This window comes from Paenibacillus sp. JT22N15 (assembly GCF_059383755.1).
Window position 1 is genome coordinate 16,339 of sequence record NZ_JBXENV010000019.1, and the last position, 25,013, is coordinate 41,351.

At 50.6% G+C, this 25,013-nt stretch carries 25 protein-coding genes; 21 read left to right on the forward strand and 4 right to left on the reverse strand.

Going from position 1 to position 25,013, the window contains the following annotated elements; translation table 11 throughout:
* Nucleotides 1-71: 71 nt before the first annotated feature.
* From veg to AC50X8_RS28480, 8 genes are all read left to right on the forward strand, one after another.
* Nucleotides 72-341: a biofilm formation stimulator Veg gene (veg, locus tag AC50X8_RS28445; protein WP_056034935.1), complete on the forward strand. Its 270-nt coding sequence runs from the start codon at nucleotides 72-74 to the stop codon at nucleotides 339-341.
* A gap of 174 nt (nucleotides 342-515) precedes the next feature.
* Complete coding sequence (locus AC50X8_RS28450) at nucleotides 516-704, forward strand: small, acid-soluble spore protein, alpha/beta type (protein ID WP_056034932.1); 189 nt, start codon at nucleotides 516-518, stop codon at nucleotides 702-704.
* A gap of 144 nt (nucleotides 705-848) precedes the next feature.
* Nucleotides 849-1,703 (forward strand): 4-(cytidine 5'-diphospho)-2-C-methyl-D-erythritol kinase, encoded by an 855-nt coding sequence (gene ispE / locus AC50X8_RS28455; RefSeq protein WP_056034929.1) that lies wholly within the window; start codon nucleotides 849-851, stop codon nucleotides 1,701-1,703.
* Between the two features lie 83 nt (nucleotides 1,704-1,786).
* Entirely contained in the window at nucleotides 1,787-2,617 is an 831-nt protein-coding gene (gene purR, locus AC50X8_RS28460) for a pur operon repressor (RefSeq protein WP_046234486.1), read from the forward strand.
* A 35-nt stretch (nucleotides 2,618-2,652) separates the two neighbouring features.
* The gene (locus AC50X8_RS28465; RefSeq protein ID WP_056034997.1) at nucleotides 2,653-3,051 is read left to right on the forward strand and encodes a RidA family protein; all 399 of its coding nucleotides are present in this window, start codon (nucleotides 2,653-2,655) and stop codon (nucleotides 3,049-3,051) included.
* Nucleotides 3,052-3,180: 129 nt separating this feature from the next.
* Nucleotides 3,181-3,468, forward strand: a complete 288-nt coding sequence (gene spoVG, locus AC50X8_RS28470) for a septation regulator SpoVG (protein ID WP_020620824.1) — start codon at nucleotides 3,181-3,183, stop codon at nucleotides 3,466-3,468.
* A 229-nt stretch (nucleotides 3,469-3,697) separates the two neighbouring features.
* Nucleotides 3,698-5,098, forward strand: a complete 1,401-nt coding sequence (glmU, locus tag AC50X8_RS28475) for a bifunctional UDP-N-acetylglucosamine diphosphorylase/glucosamine-1-phosphate N-acetyltransferase GlmU (RefSeq protein WP_056034926.1) — start codon at nucleotides 3,698-3,700, stop codon at nucleotides 5,096-5,098.
* 113 nt (nucleotides 5,099-5,211) lie between these two features.
* Complete coding sequence (locus tag AC50X8_RS28480; RefSeq protein WP_494882915.1) at nucleotides 5,212-5,859, forward strand: 50S ribosomal protein L25; 648 nt, start codon at nucleotides 5,212-5,214, stop codon at nucleotides 5,857-5,859.
* A gap of 228 nt (nucleotides 5,860-6,087) precedes the next feature.
* Here AC50X8_RS28480 and AC50X8_RS28485 read toward each other — a convergent pair whose 3' ends face one another.
* Entirely contained in the window at nucleotides 6,088-6,627 is a 540-nt protein-coding gene (locus AC50X8_RS28485; RefSeq protein ID WP_056034994.1) for a GbsR/MarR family transcriptional regulator, read from the reverse strand.
* Between the two features lie 285 nt (nucleotides 6,628-6,912).
* On the opposite strand from AC50X8_RS28485, the gene AC50X8_RS28490 reads away from it, so the two are divergent.
* From AC50X8_RS28490 to AC50X8_RS28510, 5 genes are read left to right on the forward strand one after another with little or no spacing between them, the layout of a single operon-like run.
* On the forward strand, nucleotides 6,913-7,737 hold the full coding sequence (locus AC50X8_RS28490) for a carbohydrate ABC transporter permease (RefSeq protein ID WP_056034991.1): 825 nt from the start codon (nucleotides 6,913-6,915) through the stop codon (nucleotides 7,735-7,737).
* Between the two features lie 23 nt (nucleotides 7,738-7,760).
* Complete coding sequence (locus AC50X8_RS28495; RefSeq protein WP_494882917.1) at nucleotides 7,761-8,600, forward strand: carbohydrate ABC transporter permease; 840 nt, start codon at nucleotides 7,761-7,763, stop codon at nucleotides 8,598-8,600.
* Between the two features lie 40 nt (nucleotides 8,601-8,640).
* Nucleotides 8,641-9,999: an ABC transporter substrate-binding protein gene (locus AC50X8_RS28500; protein WP_494882919.1), complete on the forward strand. Its 1,359-nt coding sequence runs from the start codon at nucleotides 8,641-8,643 to the stop codon at nucleotides 9,997-9,999.
* 3 nt (nucleotides 10,000-10,002) lie between these two features.
* On the forward strand, nucleotides 10,003-10,899 hold the full coding sequence (locus AC50X8_RS28505; protein ID WP_081418784.1) for an HAD family hydrolase: 897 nt from the start codon (nucleotides 10,003-10,005) through the stop codon (nucleotides 10,897-10,899).
* A gap of 7 nt (nucleotides 10,900-10,906) precedes the next feature.
* Nucleotides 10,907-11,251, forward strand: coding sequence for a DMT family transporter (locus AC50X8_RS28510; RefSeq protein WP_046234480.1), 345 nt, complete (start codon nucleotides 10,907-10,909; stop codon nucleotides 11,249-11,251).
* A gap of 22 nt (nucleotides 11,252-11,273) precedes the next feature.
* Here AC50X8_RS28510 and AC50X8_RS28515 read toward each other — a convergent pair whose 3' ends face one another.
* Entirely contained in the window at nucleotides 11,274-11,408 is a 135-nt protein-coding gene (locus AC50X8_RS28515) for a hypothetical protein (protein WP_494882922.1), read from the reverse strand.
* Here AC50X8_RS28515 and AC50X8_RS28520 point away from each other — a divergent pair.
* Entirely contained in the window at nucleotides 11,407-12,321 is a 915-nt protein-coding gene (locus AC50X8_RS28520; protein ID WP_494882924.1) for a metallophosphoesterase family protein, read from the forward strand. The two genes, AC50X8_RS28515 and AC50X8_RS28520, sit on opposite strands and share 2 nt — an antisense overlap.
* On the opposite strand, the gene AC50X8_RS28525 is transcribed toward AC50X8_RS28520, so the two are convergent.
* On the reverse strand, nucleotides 12,318-13,460 hold the full coding sequence (locus tag AC50X8_RS28525) for a WG repeat-containing protein (RefSeq protein ID WP_494882926.1): 1,143 nt from the start codon (nucleotides 13,458-13,460) through the stop codon (nucleotides 12,318-12,320). The genes AC50X8_RS28520 and AC50X8_RS28525 overlap by 4 nt on opposite strands.
* Before the next feature lie 374 nt (nucleotides 13,461-13,834).
* Here AC50X8_RS28525 and pth point away from each other — a divergent pair, with 374 nt between their 5' ends.
* The 4 genes from pth (at nucleotide 13,835) to AC50X8_RS28545 (ending at nucleotide 19,672) form a co-directional block, all read left to right on the forward strand.
* On the forward strand, nucleotides 13,835-14,395 hold the full coding sequence (pth, locus tag AC50X8_RS28530) for an aminoacyl-tRNA hydrolase (RefSeq protein ID WP_056034903.1): 561 nt from the start codon (nucleotides 13,835-13,837) through the stop codon (nucleotides 14,393-14,395).
* Between the two features lie 75 nt (nucleotides 14,396-14,470).
* On the forward strand, nucleotides 14,471-14,704 hold the full coding sequence (fin, locus tag AC50X8_RS28535) for an anti-sigma-F factor Fin (RefSeq protein WP_056034901.1): 234 nt from the start codon (nucleotides 14,471-14,473) through the stop codon (nucleotides 14,702-14,704).
* Between the two features lie 202 nt (nucleotides 14,705-14,906).
* Nucleotides 14,907-18,434, forward strand: coding sequence for a transcription-repair coupling factor (gene mfd, locus AC50X8_RS28540; protein ID WP_494882928.1), 3,528 nt, complete (start codon nucleotides 14,907-14,909; stop codon nucleotides 18,432-18,434).
* Between the two features lie 77 nt (nucleotides 18,435-18,511).
* A complete protein-coding gene (locus AC50X8_RS28545) occupies nucleotides 18,512-19,672 on the forward strand; it encodes a peptidylprolyl isomerase (protein WP_494865476.1) in 1,161 nt (386 codons plus the stop codon).
* 114 nt (nucleotides 19,673-19,786) lie between these two features.
* Here AC50X8_RS28545 and AC50X8_RS28550 read toward each other — a convergent pair whose 3' ends face one another.
* Nucleotides 19,787-20,671, reverse strand: coding sequence for an AraC family transcriptional regulator (locus tag AC50X8_RS28550; protein WP_056034891.1), 885 nt, complete (start codon nucleotides 20,669-20,671; stop codon nucleotides 19,787-19,789).
* A 158-nt stretch (nucleotides 20,672-20,829) separates the two neighbouring features.
* Here AC50X8_RS28550 and AC50X8_RS28555 point away from each other — a divergent pair, with 158 nt between their 5' ends.
* The 3 genes from AC50X8_RS28555 to urtB all read left to right on the forward strand — a co-directional run bounded on the left by AC50X8_RS28555 (nucleotide 20,830) and on the right by urtB (nucleotide 24,993).
* Nucleotides 20,830-22,227: an MATE family efflux transporter gene (locus AC50X8_RS28555; protein WP_056034888.1), complete on the forward strand. Its 1,398-nt coding sequence runs from the start codon at nucleotides 20,830-20,832 to the stop codon at nucleotides 22,225-22,227.
* A 487-nt stretch (nucleotides 22,228-22,714) separates the two neighbouring features.
* Nucleotides 22,715-23,977 (forward strand): urea ABC transporter substrate-binding protein, encoded by a 1,263-nt coding sequence (urtA, locus tag AC50X8_RS28560; RefSeq protein WP_056034886.1) that lies wholly within the window; start codon nucleotides 22,715-22,717, stop codon nucleotides 23,975-23,977.
* A 110-nt stretch (nucleotides 23,978-24,087) separates the two neighbouring features.
* On the forward strand, nucleotides 24,088-24,993 hold the full coding sequence (gene urtB / locus AC50X8_RS28565) for an urea ABC transporter permease subunit UrtB (RefSeq protein ID WP_056034884.1): 906 nt from the start codon (nucleotides 24,088-24,090) through the stop codon (nucleotides 24,991-24,993).
* Nucleotides 24,994-25,013: the final 20 nt, after the last annotated feature.

The window sequence follows — 25,013 nt, forward strand, 5'->3', positions numbered from 1 at the left end:
AATATTTTGCTTTGTTTGACAACCCCTCTCCATTTTGTTATAATGGACAAGGAAAGAGGTGGTAGTGGACAATGGCAAAAAATGCCCTACTGGATATAAAACGCAATTTGGAAGCTCATGTGGGCTCCAAGATTCGTCTGCGAGCAAATGGCGGTCGTCGTAAGACCGTTGAGCGCACCGGTGTGTTGGAAGAAACCTACCCTTCTGTTTTCATTGTTAAACTGGATCAGGAATCGCAGTCATTCAAGCGTGTTTCCTACAGTTATGCGGATATACTGACGGAGTCGGTGGAAGTGACCGTATGCAATGATGAAGGTCAAGTCCGAATTACCCAGACATAACATCAGATCTATAGATGCCGACAGGCTATACTAAACGCGGAGACGACAGTTCTTCGCGTTTTTTTTCATTTTCTAAGCTGGAAGCGGTCGGTGGGCGCTCATGCGTATAGGGCTGCTGGGTTGTCGCATACTAAGGGGGCATAACCAATTCAGCAGCAAGGGAGGATCTCACGCATGAGCCGCAGAAGACGCAGTGTAATGTCCGAGGAGCTAAAGTATGAGCTGGCGAAGGATCTAGGTTTTTATGATACGGTGCAAAAGGAAGGCTGGGGCGGCATTCGCGCCAAAGACGCTGGCAACATGGTCAAGAGGGCGATCCAAATGGCTGAGCAAGCCGCAGCGAATGGAATCAATCGGCCATAACCAGGTACACGCAATGCGAGGCTAAAACGGCAATAATCGGCTAAGAGTCGCCGCTCTTTATATAAGCGGCAGCACTCTTAGCTTTTCTTCTGCCCGTTTGCTATAATATTGGATAAGTTAATGATAGGAACGGGAGAGCTTAGGATGAAAATTTATGAAAAAGCTCCGGCTAAAATCAATTTATTGCTCGATGTGCTTCGCAAGCGTGAGGACGGCTTCCACGAGGTCGAGATGATTATGACGATGGTAGACCTTGCAGACCGCCTTGAAATGCAGGAGCTGCCGCGCGACACGATTATTATATCGAGCCAGGCCGGCTACATACCTTTAGATGAGAAAAACCTGGCGTTTCAGGCGGCACGTCTTATTAAAGACCGCTATGATGTGCGTAAAGGTGTATATATTCATTTGGACAAAAAGATTCCGGTAGCCGCTGGCCTTGCCGGCGGCAGCAGCGACGCGGCAGCAGCCCTTAGAGGGCTGAACAGGCTGTGGGGGCTGAACATTCCCGAGGAGGAGCTGTGCACGCTTGGAGCGGAGCTGGGCTCCGACGTCCCGTTCTGCGTAACGGGCGGTACTGCCATCGCTACCGGACGCGGCGAGCGGCTGGAGCCGATCGAAAGCCCGCCGCAATGCTGGGTCGTCCTTGCGAAGCCGCCAATCAATGTTTCCACCGCAGATGTATACGGCAAGTTTCGGGTAGCGGGCATTGGCCAGCATCCGTCTGCCGCTGACATGGTGTCAGCGATTCAGCGCGGCTCCTTCGCCGATGTGTGCGGGGGACTAGGCAATGTGCTGGAATCGGTCACGCTTGATCTGTACCCGGAGGTGCGCCAGCTCAAGGAGAGCATGATTCGTCTTGGAGCTGATGGCGTGTTAATGTCAGGCAGTGGACCTACAGTATTCGGGCTCGTTTCCAAAGAAGGAAAGCTCCCGCGCATATATAATGGGCTGCGTGGCTTTTGCAAGGAAGTTTACGTGGTAAGAATGCTAACATAAAAGTGACGTTTCCCTTGATTAAATCCGTATAAAAATGTTATATTAACATTATAATATTCGGATTTTAGCAGGGGGAGAATTCCTTGAAAAAGTTAAAACGCAGCGCAAGACTGGTAGAGATGACGCAATACCTGCTAAGTCGCCCACATACGTTAATCTCGCTAACAGCTTTTGCGGACCGCTATCAGTCAGCCAAATCATCCATTAGCGAGGATCTGGCGATCATTAAAGAAGTATTTGAGGAAGAGGGCATTGGCGAGCTGAATACCCTTGCGGGCGCCGCAGGCGGCGTAAAATTCGCACCGAAGATGCATGCCTCGGATGCACTCGACATTATGAATAATATTTGCCGTCAGCTGGAGCAGCCAGAACGGGTGCTCCCCGGCGGTTATTTGTATATGACGGACATGCTTGGCCAGCCTGAGCTGCTAGCCGATATTGGCCGCATGTTCGCGACCGCTTTTGCCGCGAGGAAGATTGATGTCATTATGACGGTAGAGACGAAGGGCATACCGCTCGCTTATGCGACAGCTGCCTGCCTGAACCTGCCTGTCGTTATCGTACGCCGGGACAATAAGGTGACGGAAGGCTCTGCGGTCAGCATCAATTACGTCTCTGGCTCGAATAAGCGCATTCAGACGATGTCGCTTGCGAGGCGCGCGCTTAAGGAACAGTCCCGCGTGCTTATTATTGATGACTTCATGAAAGCAGGCGGCACCATTCAAGGGATGATGGATCTGCTCTTTGAATTCAAAGCGACCGTTGCCGGCGTTGGCGTCTTTGTAGAATCGGGCGAGGTGGAGCTCGAAGAGCGTTTATTAGAAGATTATGTGTCGTTAGCCAAGCTGACGGCCGTGGATTTGAAGACCAAGCAGACGACGGTCATTCCGGGCAATTATTTTCGCACGGAATAATAACGATAATAACTAAAGAAGGGTTGGAATAAATGATGTCACAGCATTTAGAACCGAAGGTTATTGCAACAGATAAGGCGCCTGCCGCTATCGGACCTTATTCGCAAGCGATTCAGCTTGGAGGACTTCTTTTTACATCGGGACAAATTCCGCTTAATGCAGCCGGCGAGCTTGTGACGGGCGATATCACGGTGCAGGCGAACCAAGTATTTCGCAACCTGGAGGCTGTACTTGCCGAAGCGGGAGCAACCCTGCAAAATGTAGTGAAGGCAACCGTCTTTATGAAGGACATGGACCAGTTTGTAGCGATGAATGAAGTGTACGCTTCTTACTTTGGCGACCACAAACCAGCACGTTCGGCAGTAGAGGTGGCAAGGCTTCCGAAGGATGTGCTTGTCGAAATTGAAGTGATTGCAGCGATTCCTGTCGAATAGAGTCAAATAAAATTCAAATAGAAAATTTTTTTAAAAATATGCATGTTTTTTCCAAAATAGGAGAAGGAATTGGCACAAAAATGTGGAATATTACACCAAGTCCCAGATAGGCAAAGGTGGTGAACACAAGTGCAAATTACTGATGTAAGACTCCGCCGTGTCAATTCGGAAGGTCGCATGAAGGCTATTGCTTCCATCACGATTGACAACGAATTCGTCGTTCACGATATCCGTGTGATCGACGGAAACAATGGAATGTTTGTTGCAATGCCGAGCAAGCGTACCCCCGATGGAGAATTCCGAGATATCGCTCATCCGATTTCTTCGACCACTCGGGAGAAAATTCAAGCTGCTGTACTCGCTGAGTACGAGCGCGCTGCAACAGAAGAAGAAGTGGCCATTGAAGAGGGTGCTTAATAGCAGCTTCGTTAGAGGGCAAAAATCAGTATCTGCATGAGGGGAAAAGGGGGCCAAGGGGGCTCCCTTTTCTTTTTGCCCAAGATGGGATATATTCTTGTAGATAGATCGATGCGGCAGACCGTATATATAATAGGACAACAAAGATTTAGAGCCTGGTAGAGAAAAGCCGCTTTCATGCATGAAGGCGCTTGTGCTTACTGGACTTTTAACTTGGGAGGAATAGCAATTGAAAGTAATGGCGATTGTGCTTGCAGCAGGTCAAGGCAAGCGGATGAAATCCAAACGATATAAAGTGCTCCACCACGTATGCGGCAAGCCGATGGTAGGCCATGTGCTGGACACGGTGAAACAGGCAGCTAGCGAGCGGACGGTTGTCATCGTCGGCCATGGCGCGGAAACCGTTAAAGCTTATTTGGGTGAGCAGGCAGAATATGTGCTGCAGGAGCAGCAGCTCGGTACGGGCCATGCGGTACGCCAAGCTGAGGCGCTGATTGGCGCGGAAGACGGCAAGACGATCGTTATTTGCGGCGATACGCCGCTTGTGCGTGCAGAGACGATCCAGGCGATGCTGGCTTTGCAGCAGTCGAGCGGAGCGGCAGCAACGGTACTGACGGCTTCTTTCGCTGATCCGACTGGCTATGGCCGGATTATTCGCGGCGAGAGCGGCGAGGTAGAGAGAATCGTCGAGCAGAAGGACTGCACGCCAGAGGAAGCAGCGACGAAGGAAATCAACACGGGTACGTATGTGTTCGATAACCGCAAGCTGTTCGAGGCGCTTGCCAAGGTAACAAGCAATAATGCGCAAGGCGAATTTTATTTGACCGATGTCATTGGCATTTTCCGCCAAGCAGGCGAGTCCGTTCAAGGCTATTGCACAGAAGATACGGCGGAAGCGATTGGCATCAATGACCGCGTGGCGCTTGCCGAGGCGGAAGGCTTGATGCGCGCGCGCATTAACCGCAAGCATTTAATTGAAGGTGTTACGATTATAGATACAGCCTCGACTTATATAGAAGCAGATGTGCAAATCGGTGCAGATACAGTGATATACCCAGGAACGGTGCTGCGCGGCTCCACAGTCATTGGCGAGGATTGCATCATTGGGCCTAATGCGGATATTCAGGATTCGGTCATCGGAGACGGCGTCAGCGTAAAATATTCGGTAATCGCCGAATCCGAAGTCGGCAATAAAAGCTCGGTTGGGCCATATGCGAATTTGCGTCCCGGCTCCAAGCTGGGCGAAGACTGCAAAATTGGCGATTTTGTCGAGCTGAAAAATGCTACGCTTGGCGACGGCAGCAAGGTATCGCATTTGAGCTATGTAGGCGATGCGGTAGTCGGTAAAGACGTGAATATCGGCTGCGGCGCGATTACGGTTAATTACGACGGCTTCAATAAGTCGGTAACGGAAATCGGCGATGGCGCGTTTGTTGGCAGCAACGTCAATTTGATTGCTCCTGTGAAGATTGGCGACGGCGCTTTTGTCGTTGCTGGCTCGACGATTACAAAGGATGTGCCGGCAGGTGATCTGGCGGTTGCGCGTGCCCGTCAGGAGAATAAGGAAGGCTATGCCGAGAAGATTCGTACTCGTGCAAAAGCGAAGAAGGAAAAAAGCAAAAAGGGCTGATTTTTATAAAATTCAAGCGGCCTCAAAAAAGGCAGCGCCGTTTAAGTTTGTTTATTTTTTGGCTCATTAGGGTAAAGCTAAATGGAATATCACTTTTCTAGGAGGTTTCCATGATGTCTAACTCGATGATTGCCGAAACAAGAACTGCTCTTACAAACGGTGAGCTGCGCTCCCTGAGACAGCGGGGCAAAGTGCCTGCCGTCGTATATGGCAAACAGCTGTCCCAATCCACATCTGTTTTGCTTGAAGAGAAAGAATTGCTGGCTTTGCTCCGTTCGCATCCAAAGGCCGTACTGGAACTGAATATTCCATCCCATGGCAAAAAGCCGGTTATGATAACGGATGTACAGCGTGATCCGGTATCGCGCCAAGTGCTGCATGTGGATTTTCATCAAATTAACATGAATGAAGAAGTGAAGACGCAGGTTCGTATCGACTTCCTCGGTGAAGCGAACGGGGTGAAGGAAGGCGGAATCCTGCAGGTGATGCTCCATGAGCTTGAGGTGCAGTGCTTGCCAGGCAGCATTCCGGATTCCATTGAGCTGAACGTGGCGGATTTGGAGATGGGCAGCAACCTGCTCGTCAGCGATATCGTGGTGCCAAGCGGTGTAGAAGTGAAGTCCGATCCCGAGCAGGTCGTTGTGACTGTGCTGGCTCCTCAGAAGGAAATTTCCGAGGAGGAAGCGGAGGAAGCGGCAGCCGAGACGTTTGCTCACGAGATACGCTCCGAGGATGCGAAAGAGGTTGGCAGCAGCTCGTAGCTTGCAAGCACGTGGTTCTTAGCTAGTAGCTCGAAGGGCAAGCGTGACTGGCAGCTTCTGCTGGATCATTATATAGGTGTCAAAGAAACGTTTCCATACGATAAAAACGGCTCCATGCATTTGCATGGGGCCGCTTTTTGTTTGCCTGATATGTGAGTTTCCTTCAATCGTCAATGGATGGAAGCGCCTCTCGACGCTAACCTTCTAACCTTGCGAAGCCGGCCATGCTTAGGTGCTTTTTTCGAAAAAGGCTCCCGCCTTCAATTGGTCCACGAATTGCTGGAGCCAAGCGTAATATTGCACGGCATGCCGCAGCTTCTGCAAATCCTCCAGGCAGCGCATACGCTCCTCCTCGCTCGTCTTCATATCCAGAATCAGCTCGCTGAGCAGCGGAATAGTCGATTCGGCCGCTTCCGTCATGACATCCACTTCGTGCTGAAGCTTGGAGGTGAAAAAGTTTTGGAACGTTTTGAAAAAATCGGTCTCCGCCTGATACAGGTCCTGCCGCTCCCGCTTCTCCGGCAGCTTCATAATCATTTGCGACGACATTAACGAGCGCACCGCATAGCTCATATTGCTTTTGCTCATATTCATATGCGCCTTCATCTCGTCAAGTGTCATCGGTTTATCCTCGAAAAACATAATGCCATATAATTGTCCGAACGAATAATTCGCCCCGTATAAATTCATCGTTTGCGCGATTGCGTCAATCATCGTTTGGCGCAAGGCAAGCCGCTGTGTCTCCTGCTCCTCCGTATGGTCTGGCATAACCATCCTCCATTTCTCCCGTCTGCCTCTTGCCCATATTATAGCGAATTCTTAAAAATCCAGCTTTATATTTGTATCTTTACAAGAAATTAAGCTGGTGATGACGATGCGTTAATAGTTCTGCGACATAATGAGTATACAATAAATTTTGAATTCATAGATTTTTATTTCGGTAAAATGGGTCATTTGGTCATTAATTAAATTTTTATTGAATGGAGAGTTTGAGTGTTGAAACGGACAGGATGGTTGAATGAGATAAAAGCAGTGCTGTTTACGCTGCCGGCGATGATTCCGATTACGGTGTTCTGGCTGGCGCCGCTGGCCTATGTCTTTTATCTGAGCTTTGTGGAATGGGACTTTATGAGTCCGGACAAGCTGTTCGTCGGCTTGGATAATTATGTGTATTTGCTGCAAAATCCCGCCTTCTACCAGTCGCTGAAGGTGACGCTTCTATTCTGTCTTGGCAGCGTGCTGCCTATTATGGCAGGCGGGCTAGGGCTGGCGCTGCTGCTCGGACGCTCGCTTAAGGGCTCGGCTCTGTACCGAACGCTCGTATTCGCGCCCTGGGTAACGCCAACGGTTGCCGTTTCCATTGTATGGTCTTGGATTTTAGAGCCTAAAGTGGGGCTTGGAAATACGATTTTAGGGGCAATTGGTCTTCCGGCCATTGGCTGGCTGCAAGATCCCAAATGGGCTTTGGTCGGGGTGCTGCTAGTGGGCATCTGGAAATCGGTCGGATGGGCGATGATCTTCTACATTGTAGCGCTGCGAAGCGTGCCAACAGATATGCTGGAGGCGGCGGGGCTCGATGGAGCGGGTGCGATTCAAAAATTTCTGCACGTAACGCTGCCGCTTATCTCGCCAACGACGTTCTTCCTGTTCGTTGTACAGACGATTGATGCGCTGCAAGCTTACGATTCCATTAATGTACTGACGCAAGGCGGTCCATCAGGCTCTACGCGTACGCTGCTGTATTTGTATTACCAATCGGCCTTCGAATCGTTCCAGGTTGGCGAAGCATCATCGATTTCCATCGTTATGATCGCAATCTGTGTTCTGTTGTCCGTGCTGTCCTTCTCGGTCAGCCGCAAAATGGTGCATTACAACTAGCTAAAAGGGAGGAATTTGGAGTTATGAAGGGTGTTTACCAGGCAGGGCTGGCACTGCGGCATATTAGCCTGCTGGCTATTGCGCTCGCGATGGCATTTCCATTCTATTGGATGATGACGAGCGCGCTGAAGACAAATGATGAGATTTGGCAGTTTCCGCCGACATTATGGCCGGAGCTGCCGCTATGGAGCAATTATGTGGAGGCGTGGCTGGCGGCGCCGTTCGGTCAATATATAGCCAACAGCGTAATCGTTGCGGGCGCCATCGTTCTTTTGCAAATTATAAATTCAGCTATGATGGCTTACGCCTTGACCCATATGAAATTTCGGTTGAAAGGTTTTTTGACCGGCATTATAATGCTCGGTTACATGATTCCCAGCACAGCGGTGTATTTGCCCAGCTATATGATTTTGTCCAAGCTTTATTTGCTGGATTCGTATGCGGGCCTGATTCTATCAAACGCGGTCAGCGTCTTCTCGATTTTTCTCATCAGGCAGGCGTTTCTGCAAGTGTCGCATGAGATGGTGGAGGCCGGGCAAATTGATGGCGCGTCGCACAGCCGGATTTTATGTACGATTATGATGCCGCTGACCCGCGCCTCGTTCGTAGTACTGGCACTTATCACGTTTATCTCGCAGTACAACAACTATTTTTGGCCGATGCTCATTACGAAAAATCCCGATCTCCAGCTCGTATCGGCGGGACTGCGCAGCTTCTTCGTTGAAGGGGGTGCTTACGGGCTGAAATGGCCGCTCATTATGGCGGCAAGCTCCTTCACGATTATTCCGCTCTTGCTGCTGTTTCTGTTCGCCCAGCGGACGATTATGCAGAGTGTTAACTTATCTTCAGGCATTAAGGGGTAGCTTTACGAAATCGACAATATAAATAGTGGAGGAATGGACGATGTTGAGAACAATGAAATGGGCGGGCACGATGTCGCTCACGCTTGCAATGGTGACGCTTAGCGCATGTGGACAGACGGCAGGCACGCAGACGGGTGGAGCGAGCAGCAGCAGTGCGCCTCAGCAATCGGCAGCAGCTTCGGAGGCGCCGAAAGCGCCGGTGCAGATCGAGTTTTGGTACGGCCTTGGCGGCAAGCTGGGCGAAAATGTGGAAGCACTCATTAAGAAATTCAATGAATCGCAAAGCGAAGTTATCGTTAAAGGCGTTGTCCAGGGGGATTACAGCGAAACGGAGCAAAAGCTTCAGGCCGCTATTGCCGCCAATCAGCCGCCAGCTGCGGTGCTGGCCTCCAATGTGGACTGGGCAGCTAAAGGGTATTTTGAACCGCTAGATGACTATATCGCGGCTGCTCCGGATTTTAAGAAAGAAGATTTTATTCAAACCTTTCTGGAGCAAGGGCAAGTAGCGGGCAAGCAGTATTTTATGCCGATGTATGGGACGACTCAAGTGATGTATTACCGTCTGGACACGTTCGAGAAAGCGGGAATTAAGGCAGAGGACATTAAGACTTGGGAAGACCTGGCTAAAGCGGCGGAGACGATGGCTGTGAAGGATGGCGGCAAAACGACCTTTTATGGCTGGGAGCCGATGTGGGGCTCGGGCAATATGATTGATGCGGCACTTAGCAAAGGCGGTAAAATTTTAAGCGATGACGGCAAAACAGTCGTATTCGATTCGCCGGAATGGATTGAGACATGGGATTTATTCCGCAAATGGCTGCATGAAGATAAAACGATGGCGATTCACTCCGGTGGACAAGGCTGGGAGTACTGGTACAAAACGATAGACGACGTCATGAAGGGCCAAGCAGCAGGCTACACGGGCTCCAGCGGCGACCAAGGCGACCTGGATTTCAACATCGTTGGCGCAATGCAGCAGCCCGGCTGGGAAGGGGTAGGGGAAGGCAAGCCAGTCGCACAGGCCATTATGGCGGGCGTTCCTGCCAAAGCGAAGGATGAGCAGAAGGAAGCGGCCTTTAAATGGTTGTCGTTCTTTACAAAAAGCGAGAATACAGCTGCCTGGTCGATGAACACAGGCTACATTGCCGTCCGTTTGTCCGCGCAGGATGATCCGGCTTTCAAGGCCTTCAGCGAAACAAATCCGCAAATCAAAATTCCTTTGCAGCAAGCTTCGCACGGCTCGAAGCCATTCCTTGATCCGACGGGCGGCAAAATCAACGATGCACTGACTGTAGCGGCTGATCAGGTGCAAATCGAGAACATTTCGGCAGAGAAGGCGCTGAAGCAGGCGAAGGAAACCGCACAGCGTGAGCTGGATAAAGCGTTGAAGGGCAAATAAGGGATGGCAGAACATTCAGCTCATTCAGAAGCACTACAAGCTCTACAAGCCCTACAAGATGGATTGGTGCAGGAAAAGTGGCGAAGCCAGAAGCAAGCTCAAGGGAAGCAGACTACCGTTGCTGGCCTTAAGGTTGACGGCGGCAAGCCGTGCGGCGTTGAAGCCATTCTTTTTGATAAAGATGGAACGATTATTGATTTTGTCTCGATGTGGGGGAATTGGAGCGAGCTGCTGGCGAGCCGTTATACAGCGCGACTCGCGGCTAAAGGCTTGCTGCTGCCGAAAGGGATATTCCCCTCCCTCTGGGGAACCAGCCTGGATGCGACGGGAAATGTATGCGCATATGACCGCAACGGGCCGCTCGCGATGGGGACGATGAATGACTTGTATGCCATTGCAGCCTTGCAAGGCTATAAGCTTGGCTTATCCTGGGGCGAGTCGATGCAGCTAGTCAGGGAAAGCAAGGAAGAAGCTGATGGGGAGCTGAAAAGGCGTAAATCAGCCATCCCGCTTGTGGGCGTTGTCCCTTTTATTGAGCAGTGCAAGAAAGCGGGGCTGAAACTCGGCATCGTCACGGCAGATGATACCGAAGCGGCGCGCGAGCATTTGGAGTGGATGGGGCTGCTGCCCCATTTCTCCGTCATCGTAGGAGCGGATCTCGTACCGCGCAGCAAGCCGTATCCCGATATGCTGGAGCTGGCTTGCCAGGAGCTTGGCGTTGCCCCATCGTCGATCGCTATTATTGGCGATACCGATGGCGATATGCGAATGGGGCAGGCGGCAGGAGCGGCACTTTGTATTGGCATAGCGAATCAGGCCGCGAGCGTGCTTCCCTCGGCGGATGTCATCATTGCTTCCTATTCGCAGCTTGCTGTGGAGGAAGCTCATACTGAAGGGTGAGTAAACATTGGGTTATCTATGGCTGGCACTGGCGATTGTGCTGGAATTGTCAGGAACAATATCTATGAAACTTTCGGCGAGCTTTACGCGTGTGGTTCCGTCGATTGCTATGTTTATTTTTTATGGAAGCAGCTTTACGTGCCTGAACTTCGCCCTGCGTTATATGCATGTAAGCGTTGCGTATGCGGTATGGTCAGGCATAGGCATTACGCTCATTACAGGAGCGGGATATATCTGGTTCGGCGAGCGAATCCCGCTTTCAGCTCTGCTATGGGTCGGAGTCATCGTTATCGGGGTAGTTGGGCTGAACATGAGCATTAGCGCGCATGGCGCAGCCGTTAGAGGGAATTAACGGAGTTAGAGCAGCGAAGCGGCTAAGGGAGTAAGGCAGTAAAAGCAGCAAAAACAGCAAAAACAGCAAAAACAGCAAAAACAGCAAAAACAGCAAAAACAGCAAAAACAGCAAAAACAGCATAGGCGGCAACATCAGCAAAAGGAGTTTTGACCATGAAGAAGGTTAGTTTGTGGTGTGAAAAAGAGACGGCGCCCAGCTTCAGCGAGCCGCTGATGTTTTTTCAAGTCATTACGGATACGCATGTTACGGTTGACCCGAGCCATGTGCATAATCAGCATTTTGAGCGGGCGCTGCTGGATATTCAACAACTGGCGGCTGCTTCGGGCAGCGCTGGCATTATGCATGCCGGAGATATTACGGATCATGGAGATGAAGCGGAATATGCGCAGTTTTCAGCGATTGTCGAGCGTGTAAAGCAGCAGGGCGAGCTTCCACCTATGCTGTATACAATTGGCAACCATGACACTTGGAAGGATTGGGAGCAAGGGCAGGAGCTCGGCAGCTTCAAGCATTTTACAGGGATGACTGCTGTTTATTATGACCGCTGGATTGGCGGCAGCCATTTTATTTTTCTAGGTTCTGAGCTCCAGACGGCTAAAAATGCGGAGCTGTCCAGCACGCAGCTGGCGTGGCTTGGAGAGAAGCTGGAGGAGCATCGCGGAGATTCGCGTCCCGTGTTCCTATTTCTTCATCAGCCGCTGAAAAATACAGTTGCTGGCTCGCTGGAGGAGCAGGAGTGGTACGGCGTGAATCAGGACGAAGAGCTGCGCGCGGTGCTGGCCAGCTGGCCGCAGGTGATATTATTCACTGGGCACACCCACTGGGAACTGGGTGCGCCGCATACGGTGTTTGATGGGCAAGGCGAGATCGCGACCATGTTCAACGCAGCGTCCGTCGCCTATTTGTGGATGGATGAGGATGCGCATAAGGCCGGCAGCCAAGGCTATTATATAGAAGTATACGAGCAGGGCGTACGTGTCCGGGGCCGTGATTTTGTGGCGCGCCAGTGGATGGAAGCCCAGGACTATTTTGTGCATAACGGTCATGCGGGTGAAAAAGGAAGCTAGCTCTGCCATTTTTCGTCTTCAATATTGTTCCAAACGATTGCGCCTGTTTTATTGATGTAGGCTTTCATAGCGGGCGTCTTCGTTTTAGCATTTTCGCGGAGCTCGACGACAGCCAGCTCTCCCCGAAACGGCTCGGCATAGCTATATGCAGCCGTAGGTTTGATCGCATAAGCACCTTGTGGATTGATATAGCCAAAGGATGAGCCTGCTTGAACAGGGGCTAGTCCGTTTGAGAAAGGGCCGCTAGAACTCACGTTCATGGTTGCTCTTTTTCCTTGTTTATCGACGAAAAAGGATTTGCCATTGCGTTCCACGTAGGCAAGGCCCTCTGAGAAAGGCTGAACAGCGGTGTAATTGGGCTCAAACAGAAACTCGCCGCTCTTGTTAATAAAACCGTAGGTGTCTCCAGAAGACACGCGTGCAGCGCCGTCTGTAAACGAATCGGCATAGTAGAAGCGCGCAGGAATAACGACCTTTCCGGTTTTATCAATAAATCCGTATTTGATGGTCACGCCATCCTTGCTTTTTTTCAAATATCCGACTACGGCCATGCCATCTGAAAAGTTAGTCGCACTACTGAACTGATAAGGGATGACGAGCTTGCCCTCTGTATTAATGTAGCCGCTGCCTTTGCCCATCGTCACGATGGCGAGCCCTTCGGAAAATTCACGGGCTTTATGAAAAATAGGCTCGGTCACCTTTTCCCCCTGGGCATTCAAATAACCATACCTCTTCTGCAGCTTTCCATCTGCTCCCTCAACTTTCTCTGTGTAGATGACCCGCTCGTTCTGCATAATGCCAACGCAGCGCGTCTGAGGGCATTCAAACAGCTTCGTTCCTTCAGCCGAAAAATAGATGATCGTCTTCTGTTTATTGTCAGTAACTTGGACTGGTTCATTCGGCTTTAAGGAGAAGGAGCGTGAACCGCCGTCGTATACGGGCTTAATGACGATTTTCCCGCTTTGATTAATGTAGCCGTATTTGCCATCCTTCTTGATCAAATACAAATAATTGCGGGCTTCAGCCGCTGGTTTCGTCTCCTTTTGCGAGACTGTGTCATCCGCACTGCTGGCAGAAACCGTGCCTGTAATCAGGCTGGTGATGATGGCAAACATCCATAATGCACGAAATAATCGCATAGGCCTATTTCCTCTCTTATAGCTAGTATGGTTGAATATGGAATGATTATTTTCCATGTTTTATGGACGTTGTTGGGGAGGATTAGGTTGCAGTAGTAGCGTGATATGATCTAGTTTATGAAAGGTTTGTTCATCGAAATGGAATTAAATAGGCTTAAGCAATCAACCTTTGAAACGCCTGATGGCCCGCTGGGATGATCCCGCTGGCGGTCAGGCTTTTTTCACGTGGAACATTTTTCGTAAAAGAGGGGCGCAGCATTATCGATAATTTCGGTCATCTGCTGCAATATATTGCCCGCAATGAAGGAAAATAAGGTAAAATGGAGAACATAACAATCGATAAGGATCGAGACAGCAAGGAGTGAAAGACCGCTATGAAATGGATTGTGGGACTCGGCAACCCTGGATCGCAATATCAGGGTACGAGGCACAACGTTGGATTTATGGTTATTGATGAGCTTGCACGGCGTTGGGGCATCCAAGTGACGCAAAGCAAATGCAAGGCGCTGATTGGCGAGGGCAATGTGAATGGAACGAAGGTTGTGCTGATCAAGCCGATGACGTATATGAATTTATCAGGAGAATCGGTGCGTTCGTTCATCGATTATTTTAAGTCCGATGTGACCGAAGGGCTCGTCGTTTACGATGATCTCGATACGGAGGTGGGGCGTATCCGTCTTCGATTCCAAGGCGGGCCAGGCGGGCATAACGGTATTAAATCGCTGATTGCGCATTTGGGCACACAGACATTTGACCGGATTCGCATGGGGATTACACGTCCGCAGCCCGGCGGCAACATTGCCGACTATGTGCTGTCCAATTTTCCAAAAAGCGAGCAGGAGCAGTTGAAAACGATGATTGATCAAGCATGCGATGCGGCGGAGTTCTCGCTGAAAGCGTCGTTCGAGGAAACGATGGCGAAGTTTAATCGCTAGCTTGGGGAAAAATGCGTAAAATAGGGTAAAGCCGGGCATACTGAAGGGTATAACGATTCTTCAGGAGGCATACATATGGCTGTAAACTATATTTGCAAACACTGCCGTACGCCTATAGGGACGATTGCAGGCGGGGACGGAATTACCGAGCAGCAGCTGGGGTTCGATTTCTTGACCCTTGAAGAGCGCAGCGATATAATTACGTATGACCAGCACGGAGACGTGACGGTTAAGGTGATTTGCGATTATTGCCGGGAAGCGCTGGAGGCGAATCCTGAGCTGAACTTAATCGCGAGCCCGTTGCAGTAGCTTGAAGGTGGCTTGGAAGTGGTTGGAAAAGGTTTAGCTCACAAGTATAGTAAGGCCTTGGCGGCTGGCTGAGGCTTCTTTTCGATGATAGCGATTCATACAAGCAAAGCGCTGAGCTCACCTTTTTAGGTGGGCGGTTTTGCTTGAAATTAATTTAAGAGTTTATAAGTGGTCTGTTTATAGAAATGGGGTGCCGAGACGATTGAAAGCGTTAATACAGGCTTTTGCGGCTGATCCGGATGTGCAGTCCATAATAGCCGGAATCCGTTCAGGAATGCGCGAGCAGATGGTATCAGGGCTTGCTGGCTCATCCAGACAAGTGCTGATGGCCGCAGTGAAAGAAGAGATTGACCGTCCGATGCTAGTCGTGACACATAATATGTTTTCAGCGCAGAAAATCGCAGAGGATCTTCAGGAATGCTTCTCTTCGGATACTGTGCTGCTCTATCCCGCCAATGAGCTTGTAGCTGCCGAATCGGCGATCTCGAGTCCTGAGACGCTGGCACAGCGAATGGACGTGCTGATCAAGCTGTCCGAAGGCTTCCGCGGGATTGTTGTCGTCCCCTTTTCCGGTGTGCGGCGCTATTTGCCTGTACGCGGCGTTATGGCAGAAGCGAAAATTACGATTAGTGTAGGCGATGTTCTGCCGATAGACAGCTTCCTAAGAAAAATGACGGGACTTGGCTATGTTCGCGTAGATCGCGTTGAATCCCGTGGTGAAATGAGCGTTCGCGGGGGAATCGTCGATTTTTACCCGTTGACTGAAGCTTCCGCTTTCCGGATTGAATGGTTCGGCGATGATGTCGATTCCATTCGGACGTTTGACGCGGCTGACCAGCGGTCGCAGGATAACATCCAGACGTATACGGTTCCGCCTTGCCAGGAAATTGTTGCGAGCGCAGAGCGCTTTGCCTCAGCAGCCAGCCAAGCGGCAGCCTTGCTGGAGCAGCAGCTTGGCAAAATGTCCGACCGTACGGCGAAGGAGCGCCTTCGTTCGGAAATCGGCAGCGAGCTGGAGAAGCTGCGCGAGCATATGTATTTCACCGATATTTATAAATATATTTCCTTGCTGTATCCGGAACGCCAGACCATTATGGACTACATGCCGGAAGATACGCTGCTCGTTATGGATGAGCCTACCCGCTTGATCGAGACGGCGAAGCAGCTGGAGCGCGATGAGGCAGAATGGGCAACCCATTTGCTGCAAAACGGCAAGTCGCTGCCAGGTTTTGAGCTTGCATGCAAGTCGGAGGAAGTTTTGTATGGTAAGCGGTTTCCTACGTTGTTCTTATCGCTGTTTTTAAGGCAAATTCCGCATTCGCAGCCGCAAAATATTCTCAATATGACGAGCCGGGCGATGCAAAATTTCCACGGACAAATGAATGTGCTCAAGGCGGAGATGGACCGATGGCGCAAAATTGGGGCCAACGTGCTCATGCTGGCTGGCAATGCAGAGCGCATGGAGCGCATGCGCCGCGTGCTGTTCGATTATAATATTGAGCCGCCTACGCTGCTGGAAGGCAATCTGCAGTCTGGCTTTGAGCTGCCCTCTTCGCATCTGGTCGTCATCACAGAAGGAGAAATGTTCTCCCAGAAGCAGCGCAAGGCGCGCCGTATCGACAAGAAGATAGACAATGCTGAACGAATCAAAAGCTACACCGAGCTGAAGGTTGGCGACTATGTCGTGCATCAGAACCACGGCATCGGCAAATATGTCGGCATCGGCACGCTGGAAATTGCGGGCATTCATAAAGACTATTTGCACATCGTATATGCAGGTGGGGATAAGCTGTCTGTACCGATTGAACAAGTCGATATGATCCAGAAATACGTCGGCAATGAGGAAAAAGAGCCGAAGATCAATAAGCTGGGCGGCAGCGAATGGACGCGGGCGAAAAGCAAGGTGCAGTCTTCGGTTAAGGACATTGCCGATGACTTGATCAAGCTGTATGCGCAGCGCCAATCGGCGCCGGGCTTCGCCTTTGGACAGGATACCGCTTACCAGAACGAGTTTGAGGAAATGTTCCCTTACGATGAGACGCGGGATCAGCTGCGGGCCATTGAGGAAATCAAGCGGGATATGGAGAAGCCGATGCCGATGGATCGTTTGCTTTGCGGTGATGTTGGCTATGGCAAGACGGAGGTTGCTGTACGGGCAGCGTTTAAGGCGGCAATTGAAGGCAAGCAGGTTGCCATTCTCGTGCCGACTACCATTCTTGCGCAGCAGCACTATGAGACGTTCCGCGAGCGTTTCTCCGGTTATCCATTCAATATTCAAGTGCTCAGCCGCTTCCGCTCGCGCAAGGAGCAAAATGATACGATGAAGGGCCTCAAAGCCGGAACGGTCGATGTCGTCATTGGCACGCACAGGCTGCTGTCGCAGGACATTGTGTTCAAGGATCTGGGTTTGCTGATTGTCGATGAAGAGCAGCGGTTCGGCGTATCGCACAAAGAGAAGCTCAAGAAGCTGAAAAATAACGTCGATGTGCTGACGCTGACGGCAACGCCGATTCCGCGCACGCTGCATATGTCGATGCTGGGCGTTCGCGATTTATCGGTTATCGAGACGCCGCCGGAAAACCGTTTCCCGGTACAGACCTATGTGGTCGAATACAACACTGCGCTTGTGAGAGAGTCGATTGAGCGTGAATTGGCCCGTGGCGGCCAGGTATACTACTTGTACAATCGCGTTCAGGGAATCTACCAGATGGCGGAGCTGATTTCGGAGCTCGTACCGGATGCGAAGGTAGCGGTCGGGCATGGGCAAATGTCAGAGCAGGAGCTGGAGAAGACGATACTCGACTTCCTCGACGGCGAATCCGATGTGCTGGTCAGCACAAGCATTATTGAGACCGGCGTTGATATTCCGAACGTCAATACGCTCATTGTCCATGATTCGGATAAAATGGGCCTGTCGCAGCTTTATCAGCTGCGGGGACGGGTTGGCCGCTCCAATCGGATCGCTTATGCCTATTTCACCTACCAGCGCGATAAAGTGCTGACGGAAGTGGCAGAGAAACGTCTGCAATCCATTAAAGAGTTTACGGAGCTTGGCTCCGGCTTCAAAATCGCGATGCGCGACCTTGCCATTCGCGGTGCCGGCAACCTGCTGGGTGCAGAGCAGCATGGCTTTATTGCGTCGGTCGGCTTTGACTTGTACTCGCAAATGCTTGCCGATGAGATTGGCAAGCGCAAGGCGGAGCTCGATGGCGCCCCTGTGCAGGAAAGCAGAGTCGTCAGCACGCTCATTGATGTCAGCGTAGATGCCTACCTGCCATCCGACTATATTTATGACAGCATTCAGAAGATTGAGATTTACAAGAAGGTGGCTTCCGTACGCTCCTTCGATGAGGCGGATGATCTGACCGAGGAAATCATCGACCGTTTCGGCAACCTGCCGCAGGCGGTAGATAATTTGATGACGGTGGCCAAATTGAAGGTGTATGGCGCGATGTATGGCATTGAGCAGATTAGTCAGCGCAACGATGAACTCGTCGTTCGATTTGCCTCCGCCGAGAAGAAGCGGATCGATAGAAAGCAGGTCGACAAGCTGTGCCTGCATTTTGAAAATCGCTTCCACCAAGGCAGCTCGCTGGAGGATAATCCGGTAGTTACCCTTCGAGGCAAGGGACTCGATATGGATCAGCGTCTGCTGCTGCTTGAGCAGTTTTTGAAGCGTTACGCGGATGCCCGCATTGTGAAGGAGGAGCTGCAGGACACAGCTCCTTGATTTACTGTAAATTCGCAATAGGGCCCACATATCTGTTACAATACAATCAACTTTATGATTTGAGAGGAGATTTCTTAATGTTGCACAACACACGCAAATCGGCATGGCGCAGATTGGCTCTGCTTGTAGTCGCGGCAGTGCTGGTCATGACGGTACTGGCGGCTTGCGGCTCGAAGAAAGAAGAAGGAAACGGTACCTCGTTCAGCGGTACAAGCGAAGGAGCGACTGTTGCTACTTATAAGGACAATGGCAAAGTAACAGAGGCTGAATTCAACAAGTATTTGGCGGTATTTAATTTCTTGCAGCCAGGGTATGAGTCCGTAACGGCTCTGCCGCAGTTCCAGGAGCAATTGCTGCAGCAGTACATTGCTTACAAAATCTTGGCGGCTCAAGCAAGCGAAGAAACGGTGAAACAGGCTACTACAGATACGGACAAGCAGTATGCGGATTTTGAAGCGGCACTGGAGCAGCAAGCCGAGCTGAAGACGCAGCTGGAAGCAAAAAAAATCACGAATAGCGATGTAAAAGCCTACATGAAGCTGATGCTGGTTGTCGTAGACCACATGAAATCCAAAGTGACCGACGAAGAGCTTAAGAAAGAGTTCGAAACGAATATTGCTAAATATTCGACCGTGACCCTTCGTCATATTTTAGTGGCTACAAGCGAAACGGATTCGGAAACGCAAGAAACGAAGGAAATTCGTACGAAAGCAGAAGCGCTGAAAATTGCCAAAGAAGTAAAAGCGAAGCTGGATGAGGGCGGCGACTGGGCGGCTCTTGCTAAGGTCTATTCGGACGACCCGGGCTCCAAAGAAGCTGGCGGTCAATATGCAAATGCGAAGCCAGGCGACTGGGTTGAAAACTTCAAAAATGCAGCTATGACGCAAAAAATCGGCGTAATTGGCGAGCCAGTAGAAACTGAATATGGCTATCATGTCATTTTGGTTGAGAAACGCGATGAGCTGACGTATGACAAGCTTGATGATACGACGAAAGAAGCAGTAGAGAGCGCTGTAGCTTACAGCCACATGAGCACTTTCATGAGCGAAGATATGAAAAATCAAGAAGTGAAAATTACACTGCCTGAGCAATCTCCTGCCCCAGGTGCAGAGCAATCCCCGGCAGCAAGCGATGATGCGAAAGCAACTGATGATGCTGCTGCGGCATCGCAAGCGCCAGCTGCATCGGCTTCGCCTAGCGCGTCGGTAGAACCGTCCGCATCGCCTGCGACGAAGTAATAAACGCCTATCGCGCATGCATGCGATAAGCTTATAGGATACGCAAAAATCCCCATGTCCAGCTAACGAGCTGGCGGCATGGGGATTTTTGCTGTGCCTGCTTGGCGCACGCGTTTAGCCATGCGAGAAGCGCTGGCGGTATTGGCGCGGCGATAGCCCCTCATAACGCGAGAAGCAGGAGGTGAAATAGGCAGGCTGATTGAAGCCGACCTCCTCGGCAATGCGGGCGACTGCAAGGTCCGTTTGAAGCAGAAGCAGCTTGGCCTGCTCCAAGCGGAAGCGCATTAAATAATCGAAGGGCGCGCAGCCGAACTCTTTTTGCATGCATCTGGCAATGTAGACAGAATGAAAGTTAACGGCCTCGCTTAGCTCCTGTGCGGTTATGTTATCACGGTAGTGCTCACGCAAATACGAGGCGGCTTGCTCGGCGCAATACGCGGAGGGAGAAGGTCCAGTTACCTCCAAGGAGGCGGAAAGCTGCTCCATAATTTCCTGGAAAGCGAGCTGCTGCTTCCACTTGACGCCGGGAATATGATCATTCGTATTCAACTGCACAAGCTGCCGCAGCAGGCTGTCCATGCGGGATGGCTGGAGCAGTTTTGCAAATTGCGGGAGTTGTTTTGTAAAGGTTGGCATCGTGTAATAGTTATTGTTTTGTATACGCTCAAGGCTGCCGCCGCCAGCCTGCTGATCGGCGAGCCTTTCTGAAACGCTCCATGCTCCGGTCGTCTGGAAATGAATCCAGTAGTAAGCTGTAGTTTCTTGGCATGCCATTGTCGCATAATGGTAAGCATCGGGCCGCAAAATGAGCGCATGACCAGCATGCACCTCATATTCCCGCTCCTCTTCACCGATATAAAGGCAGCCTTTCGTCACGACGAGCAGGTCGAACACGCCAATATTTCTTCTGCTCGGGTGTCTGCGTCCTGCCGGGGCGATGGAGAGGCCGCCTATAATGTAATGGGGAAGCGGGGGAATCGTCAAATGAATCATCGTCATGTGGCCGTGCTTCCTCCTTGCTGTGAAGTTTGTATCTTAATAGTTTCGGTTTTGAAAATGATACATCATGCTCAGTATAGCATCTATAATTTGAGATGACGAATGATACAAGAGCAGCGGAAGAGCGAGCAAGGCTGGCTCCAGAGGGAGATAGGAAAATGGCAGTAACGAACAAAAAATTTTCGCTGTGGCTGCTGGCATGGCCGATTTTTATTGAATTATTTTTACAATTTTTGCTAGGTGCGGCAGATACGCTGATGGTAAGCCGGATTTCCGATCAGGCGGTTGCCGTTGTCGGCTTCTCCAATCAGCTGTTTCAGGCGCTCACGACGCTGTTTATTACAGTGGCGAGTGGAGCCGGCATTCTCATTGCCCAAAAGCTGGGCTCTCGCAAAAGCGAGGAAGCACGGACGATTGCGATAATGGCAGTCAGTGTGAGCGGCATAATTGGGATTGGGCTAAGCATCGTACTGTATACGATGCCGGGGCAAATTGCTTCGCTGCTCAAGCTGCCAGAGCATTTAATGCCGCTTGCTGAAACTTATATTTCCATCGTAGGCGGGGGCATGATGCTCATTTCCTTGATGGCGGCGCTTAGTACGGCGATTCGCAACACCGGCAATACAAAGGGACCGATGTATACAGCCATTGGCATGAACATTGTACATGTGGTTCTCAACTATGCGTTTATTTTTGGCGCCTTTGGCTTCCCGGAATGGGGGCTGAAAGGGGTAGCGATATCGACGGTCATCTGTCGTCTGCTCGCCGTCACGGTGCTGTTTGTTATGTTCATGCATGCCTTTGAACATACGATTCGGATTCGCGATCTTGCAAAATTCAGCCGCAAGCTGTTTGGCGATGTGCTGCGAATCGGTTGGCCGCTTGGCATCAATATGTCCTGCTGGGTGTTTACGCAGCTGCTTATTTATACTTTTTTGGCGATGCTCGGCACGAATGAGCTGGCAGCTCGAACGTATTTAAATACACTGGAATCGTTTTGCTTTATGCTGGGCTATTCCATTGCTTTGGCTGTGCAAATTCAAATTGCTCATTTGTATGGAGCGGGAAGAATTAAAGAAGCTTATGGCATAGCGTATCGCGCCATGTGGATCGGGCTTGCCATCGTTACGGTCAATGCCACGCTTATCTTCTTATTCGGCAAGCAGCTGCTCGGTTTATTTACGCAAAATCATGAAATAATAGCGCTCGGCGTCTCTCTGCTAGGACTTAACCTAATCTTGCAGCCAGGCAAAATGGTCAATATGGCGATGGGAAATGCGCTAAACGCAGTCGGTGACACAAGGTTTACGATGTGGAGCTCGCTAATCTCCATGTGGCTCATTGCAACGGGGCTGGCCTACTGGGTCGGCATCGAGATGGGCTGGGGTCTGCTCGGCATTTATGCCTGCATGATTTTGGATGAGTACATTCGGGGCACACTTGCTCTGCTGCGCTGGCGGGGTAGGAAATTTCTGCTCAAAGCTGAGCGGCAGCATGAACTGGAGCATAAGGCTGCACAAGGTTTAGCAGCGGGTTCGGGTGCACTTGCTAAGTAATGACGGGCTCAGAGCTTTGAAGTGCCGTTCAAGATTAAGCGATGATAAATACAGACGCAACAAAAGGAAATCGTATCAATAAACAATAGATAGAGCAGCTATGCGCTAAGCGTATAGCTGCTTTTTTGTGCTTGAGAACAAGAGCAGCGAATGATCAAGGGGCATAGCGCTACGCAAAAGCAAGTTGGAAGTCTAATTTCATGTTAGATAAAATAACTTTAATATAAAGGGGAGAGTAAGGCGATGCGCAAATGAGGCGCTGGAATCATCTTTCGACTGAATAATTATGTCATAAAAACAAGTTTTTTGTCGAATGAAATAGAATCAGAAAAAGTTGTGTTAGATATATTGACATGAGATAAATTGCCAATCTATAATGAACCTGCGAACGTTGCCTCTGAACGAACGATCCATACATAATTTCTCTTAACGTTCGGTTTTTAGATAGCTCTTATACAAATAATGCTTAACTTAGGGGAGTGGAGAAATGAAAAACAGAAATGTAATTCAAGCGGGAATGATCTTATTGCTTATTAGCCTTGTAGTGTCGGCATGCGGGGGGAATAAAGAGACAGCCTCAACCACACCTTCGGAAACCGCGGGGGGAAGTAGTGGAACTGCGGCGGCAGAAGGCATTAAAGTAGGGATTCTGCACTCGCTCAGCGGTACGATGGCGATTAGTGAAGTGTCCGTAAGAGATGCAGAGCTGATGGCCATTGAAGAAATTAATGCAGCAGGCGGCGTACTGGGCCAGCAAATTATTCCGGTCGTTGAAGATGGAGCATCGGATTGGCCGACCTTTGCCGAGAAAGCACGCAAGCTGATTTCCGAAGATAAGGTGGCGACGGTGTTCGGGGGTTGGACCTCCTCGAGCCGCAAGGCGATGAAGCCGGTATTTGAAGAATTGAATGGACTGCTCTGGTATCCGGTGCAATATGAGGGGCTGGAGGCATCGCCGAACATTTTCTACACGGGAGCGACGACGAACCAGCAGATTGTGCCAGCTGTTGACTGGCTCCTCGAAAATCGCGGCAAAAAAATGTATCTGCTCGGATCAGATTATGTATTTCCACGCACGGCTAATCTGATTATTAAAGAACAGCTCAAGGCTAAGGGCGGAGAACTGGTTGGTGAGGAATACACGCCGCTAGGACATACGGATTACAGCACCATTATTAGCAAAATCAAAGAAGCAAAGCCGGACATCGTATTTAACACGCTGAACGGCGATAGCAACGTCGCTTTCTTCAAGCAGCTGAAGGATGCAGGCATTTCCGCAAAGGATTTGACGACATTGTCGGTATCGGTAGCGGAGGAGGAAATCCGCGGCATCGGTGTTGATGTGCTGGAAGGGCATTTAGCGGCATGGAACTACTATCAGACGACGGATACCCCGGCCAATACGGCTTTTGTAGCGAATTATAAGAAGAAATTTGGCGAGGATCGTGTGACGGCTGACCCGATTGAAGCTGGATACACAGCAGTGTACTTATGGAAAGCAGCCGTAGAGAAGGCGGGTTCTACTGATGTTGCCAAAGTAAAGGAGGCTGCGAAGGAGCTGGAGTGGGATGCGCCAGAAGGCAAGGTGCGCATTGACGGCGAGACGCAGCATATTTACAAAACCGTAAGGATTGGCGAGGTTCAAGCAGACGGACAGTTTAAAGAGCTGTGGAATTCCGGTGAAGCCGTGAAGCCAGACCCCTATTTGAAAAGCTATGAATGGGCTGCAAGCATACAGCCATCTGAGTAGGAAATTTAGGCTCGGCTCATGCTTTCGGAACGCCCCTTGGGCTTGAAATGCCTATAACAGCAGCGGGATAATGGCGATGGCGCAAGCCATCGCAGGAGGTGAAGAGCGGAATGGACGTATTTATTTTGCAGCTGTTCAATGGCATTAGTGTAAGCTCGATTTTGCTGCTGATCGCACTGGGGCTGGCCATTACGTTCGGCTTAATGAAGGTCATTAATATGGCCCACGGCGAGCTGATTATGATTGGCGCTTATTCCACCTATTTGACGCAAAATCTGTTTCACGCCTATATGCCGGGCTCCTGGTTCAACTGGTATTTTGTTTTATCAATTCCGGCGAGCTTCCTGATTGCATTCTTGTTTGGCCTTTTGCTGGAAGTCAGCCTGATTCGCCATCTGTATGGCAGGCCGCTTGACAGCTTGCTGGCAACCTGGGGCGTAGGCCTTGTACTTCAGCAGCTAGCACGGTCCATATTTGGCGCTCCCAATGTGGCGGTGACCAGCCCTTCATGGCTGAATGGCGGCATGCGCATATTGAACGATGTCGTGCTTCCTTACAAAAGGCTGTTCATTGTCGGCTTGGTCGCGGCCTGTCTGATCGCCATGTACTTCTATATTTACCGCAGCCTTGAAGGGCGACGCATGCGTGCCGTTATGCAAAATCGCGATATGGCGGCGTGCCTTGGCGTATCGACCCGCCGCGTAGATGCAATGACCTTCGCGATTGGCTCAGGTATCGCAGGAATTGCGGGCTGTGCCTTAACGCTGATGGGGCCAATCGGCCCTTCTCTGGGCACCTATTATATTGTTGATGCGTTCATGGTCGTCGTGCTTGGCGGTGTCGGCAAGCTGGTTGGTACGGTGCTTGGCGCACTCGGGATCGGCGTATTTAATACAATGTTTGAATATTGGACGAATGCTTCGCTCGGCAAGGTGCTGGTGTTCCTATGCATAGTGGCGTTCCTGCAATGGCGTCCTTCCGGATTTGTGGCAATGCGTACACGCTCGCTTGATTAATAGGGAAAGGGGTGACGGGT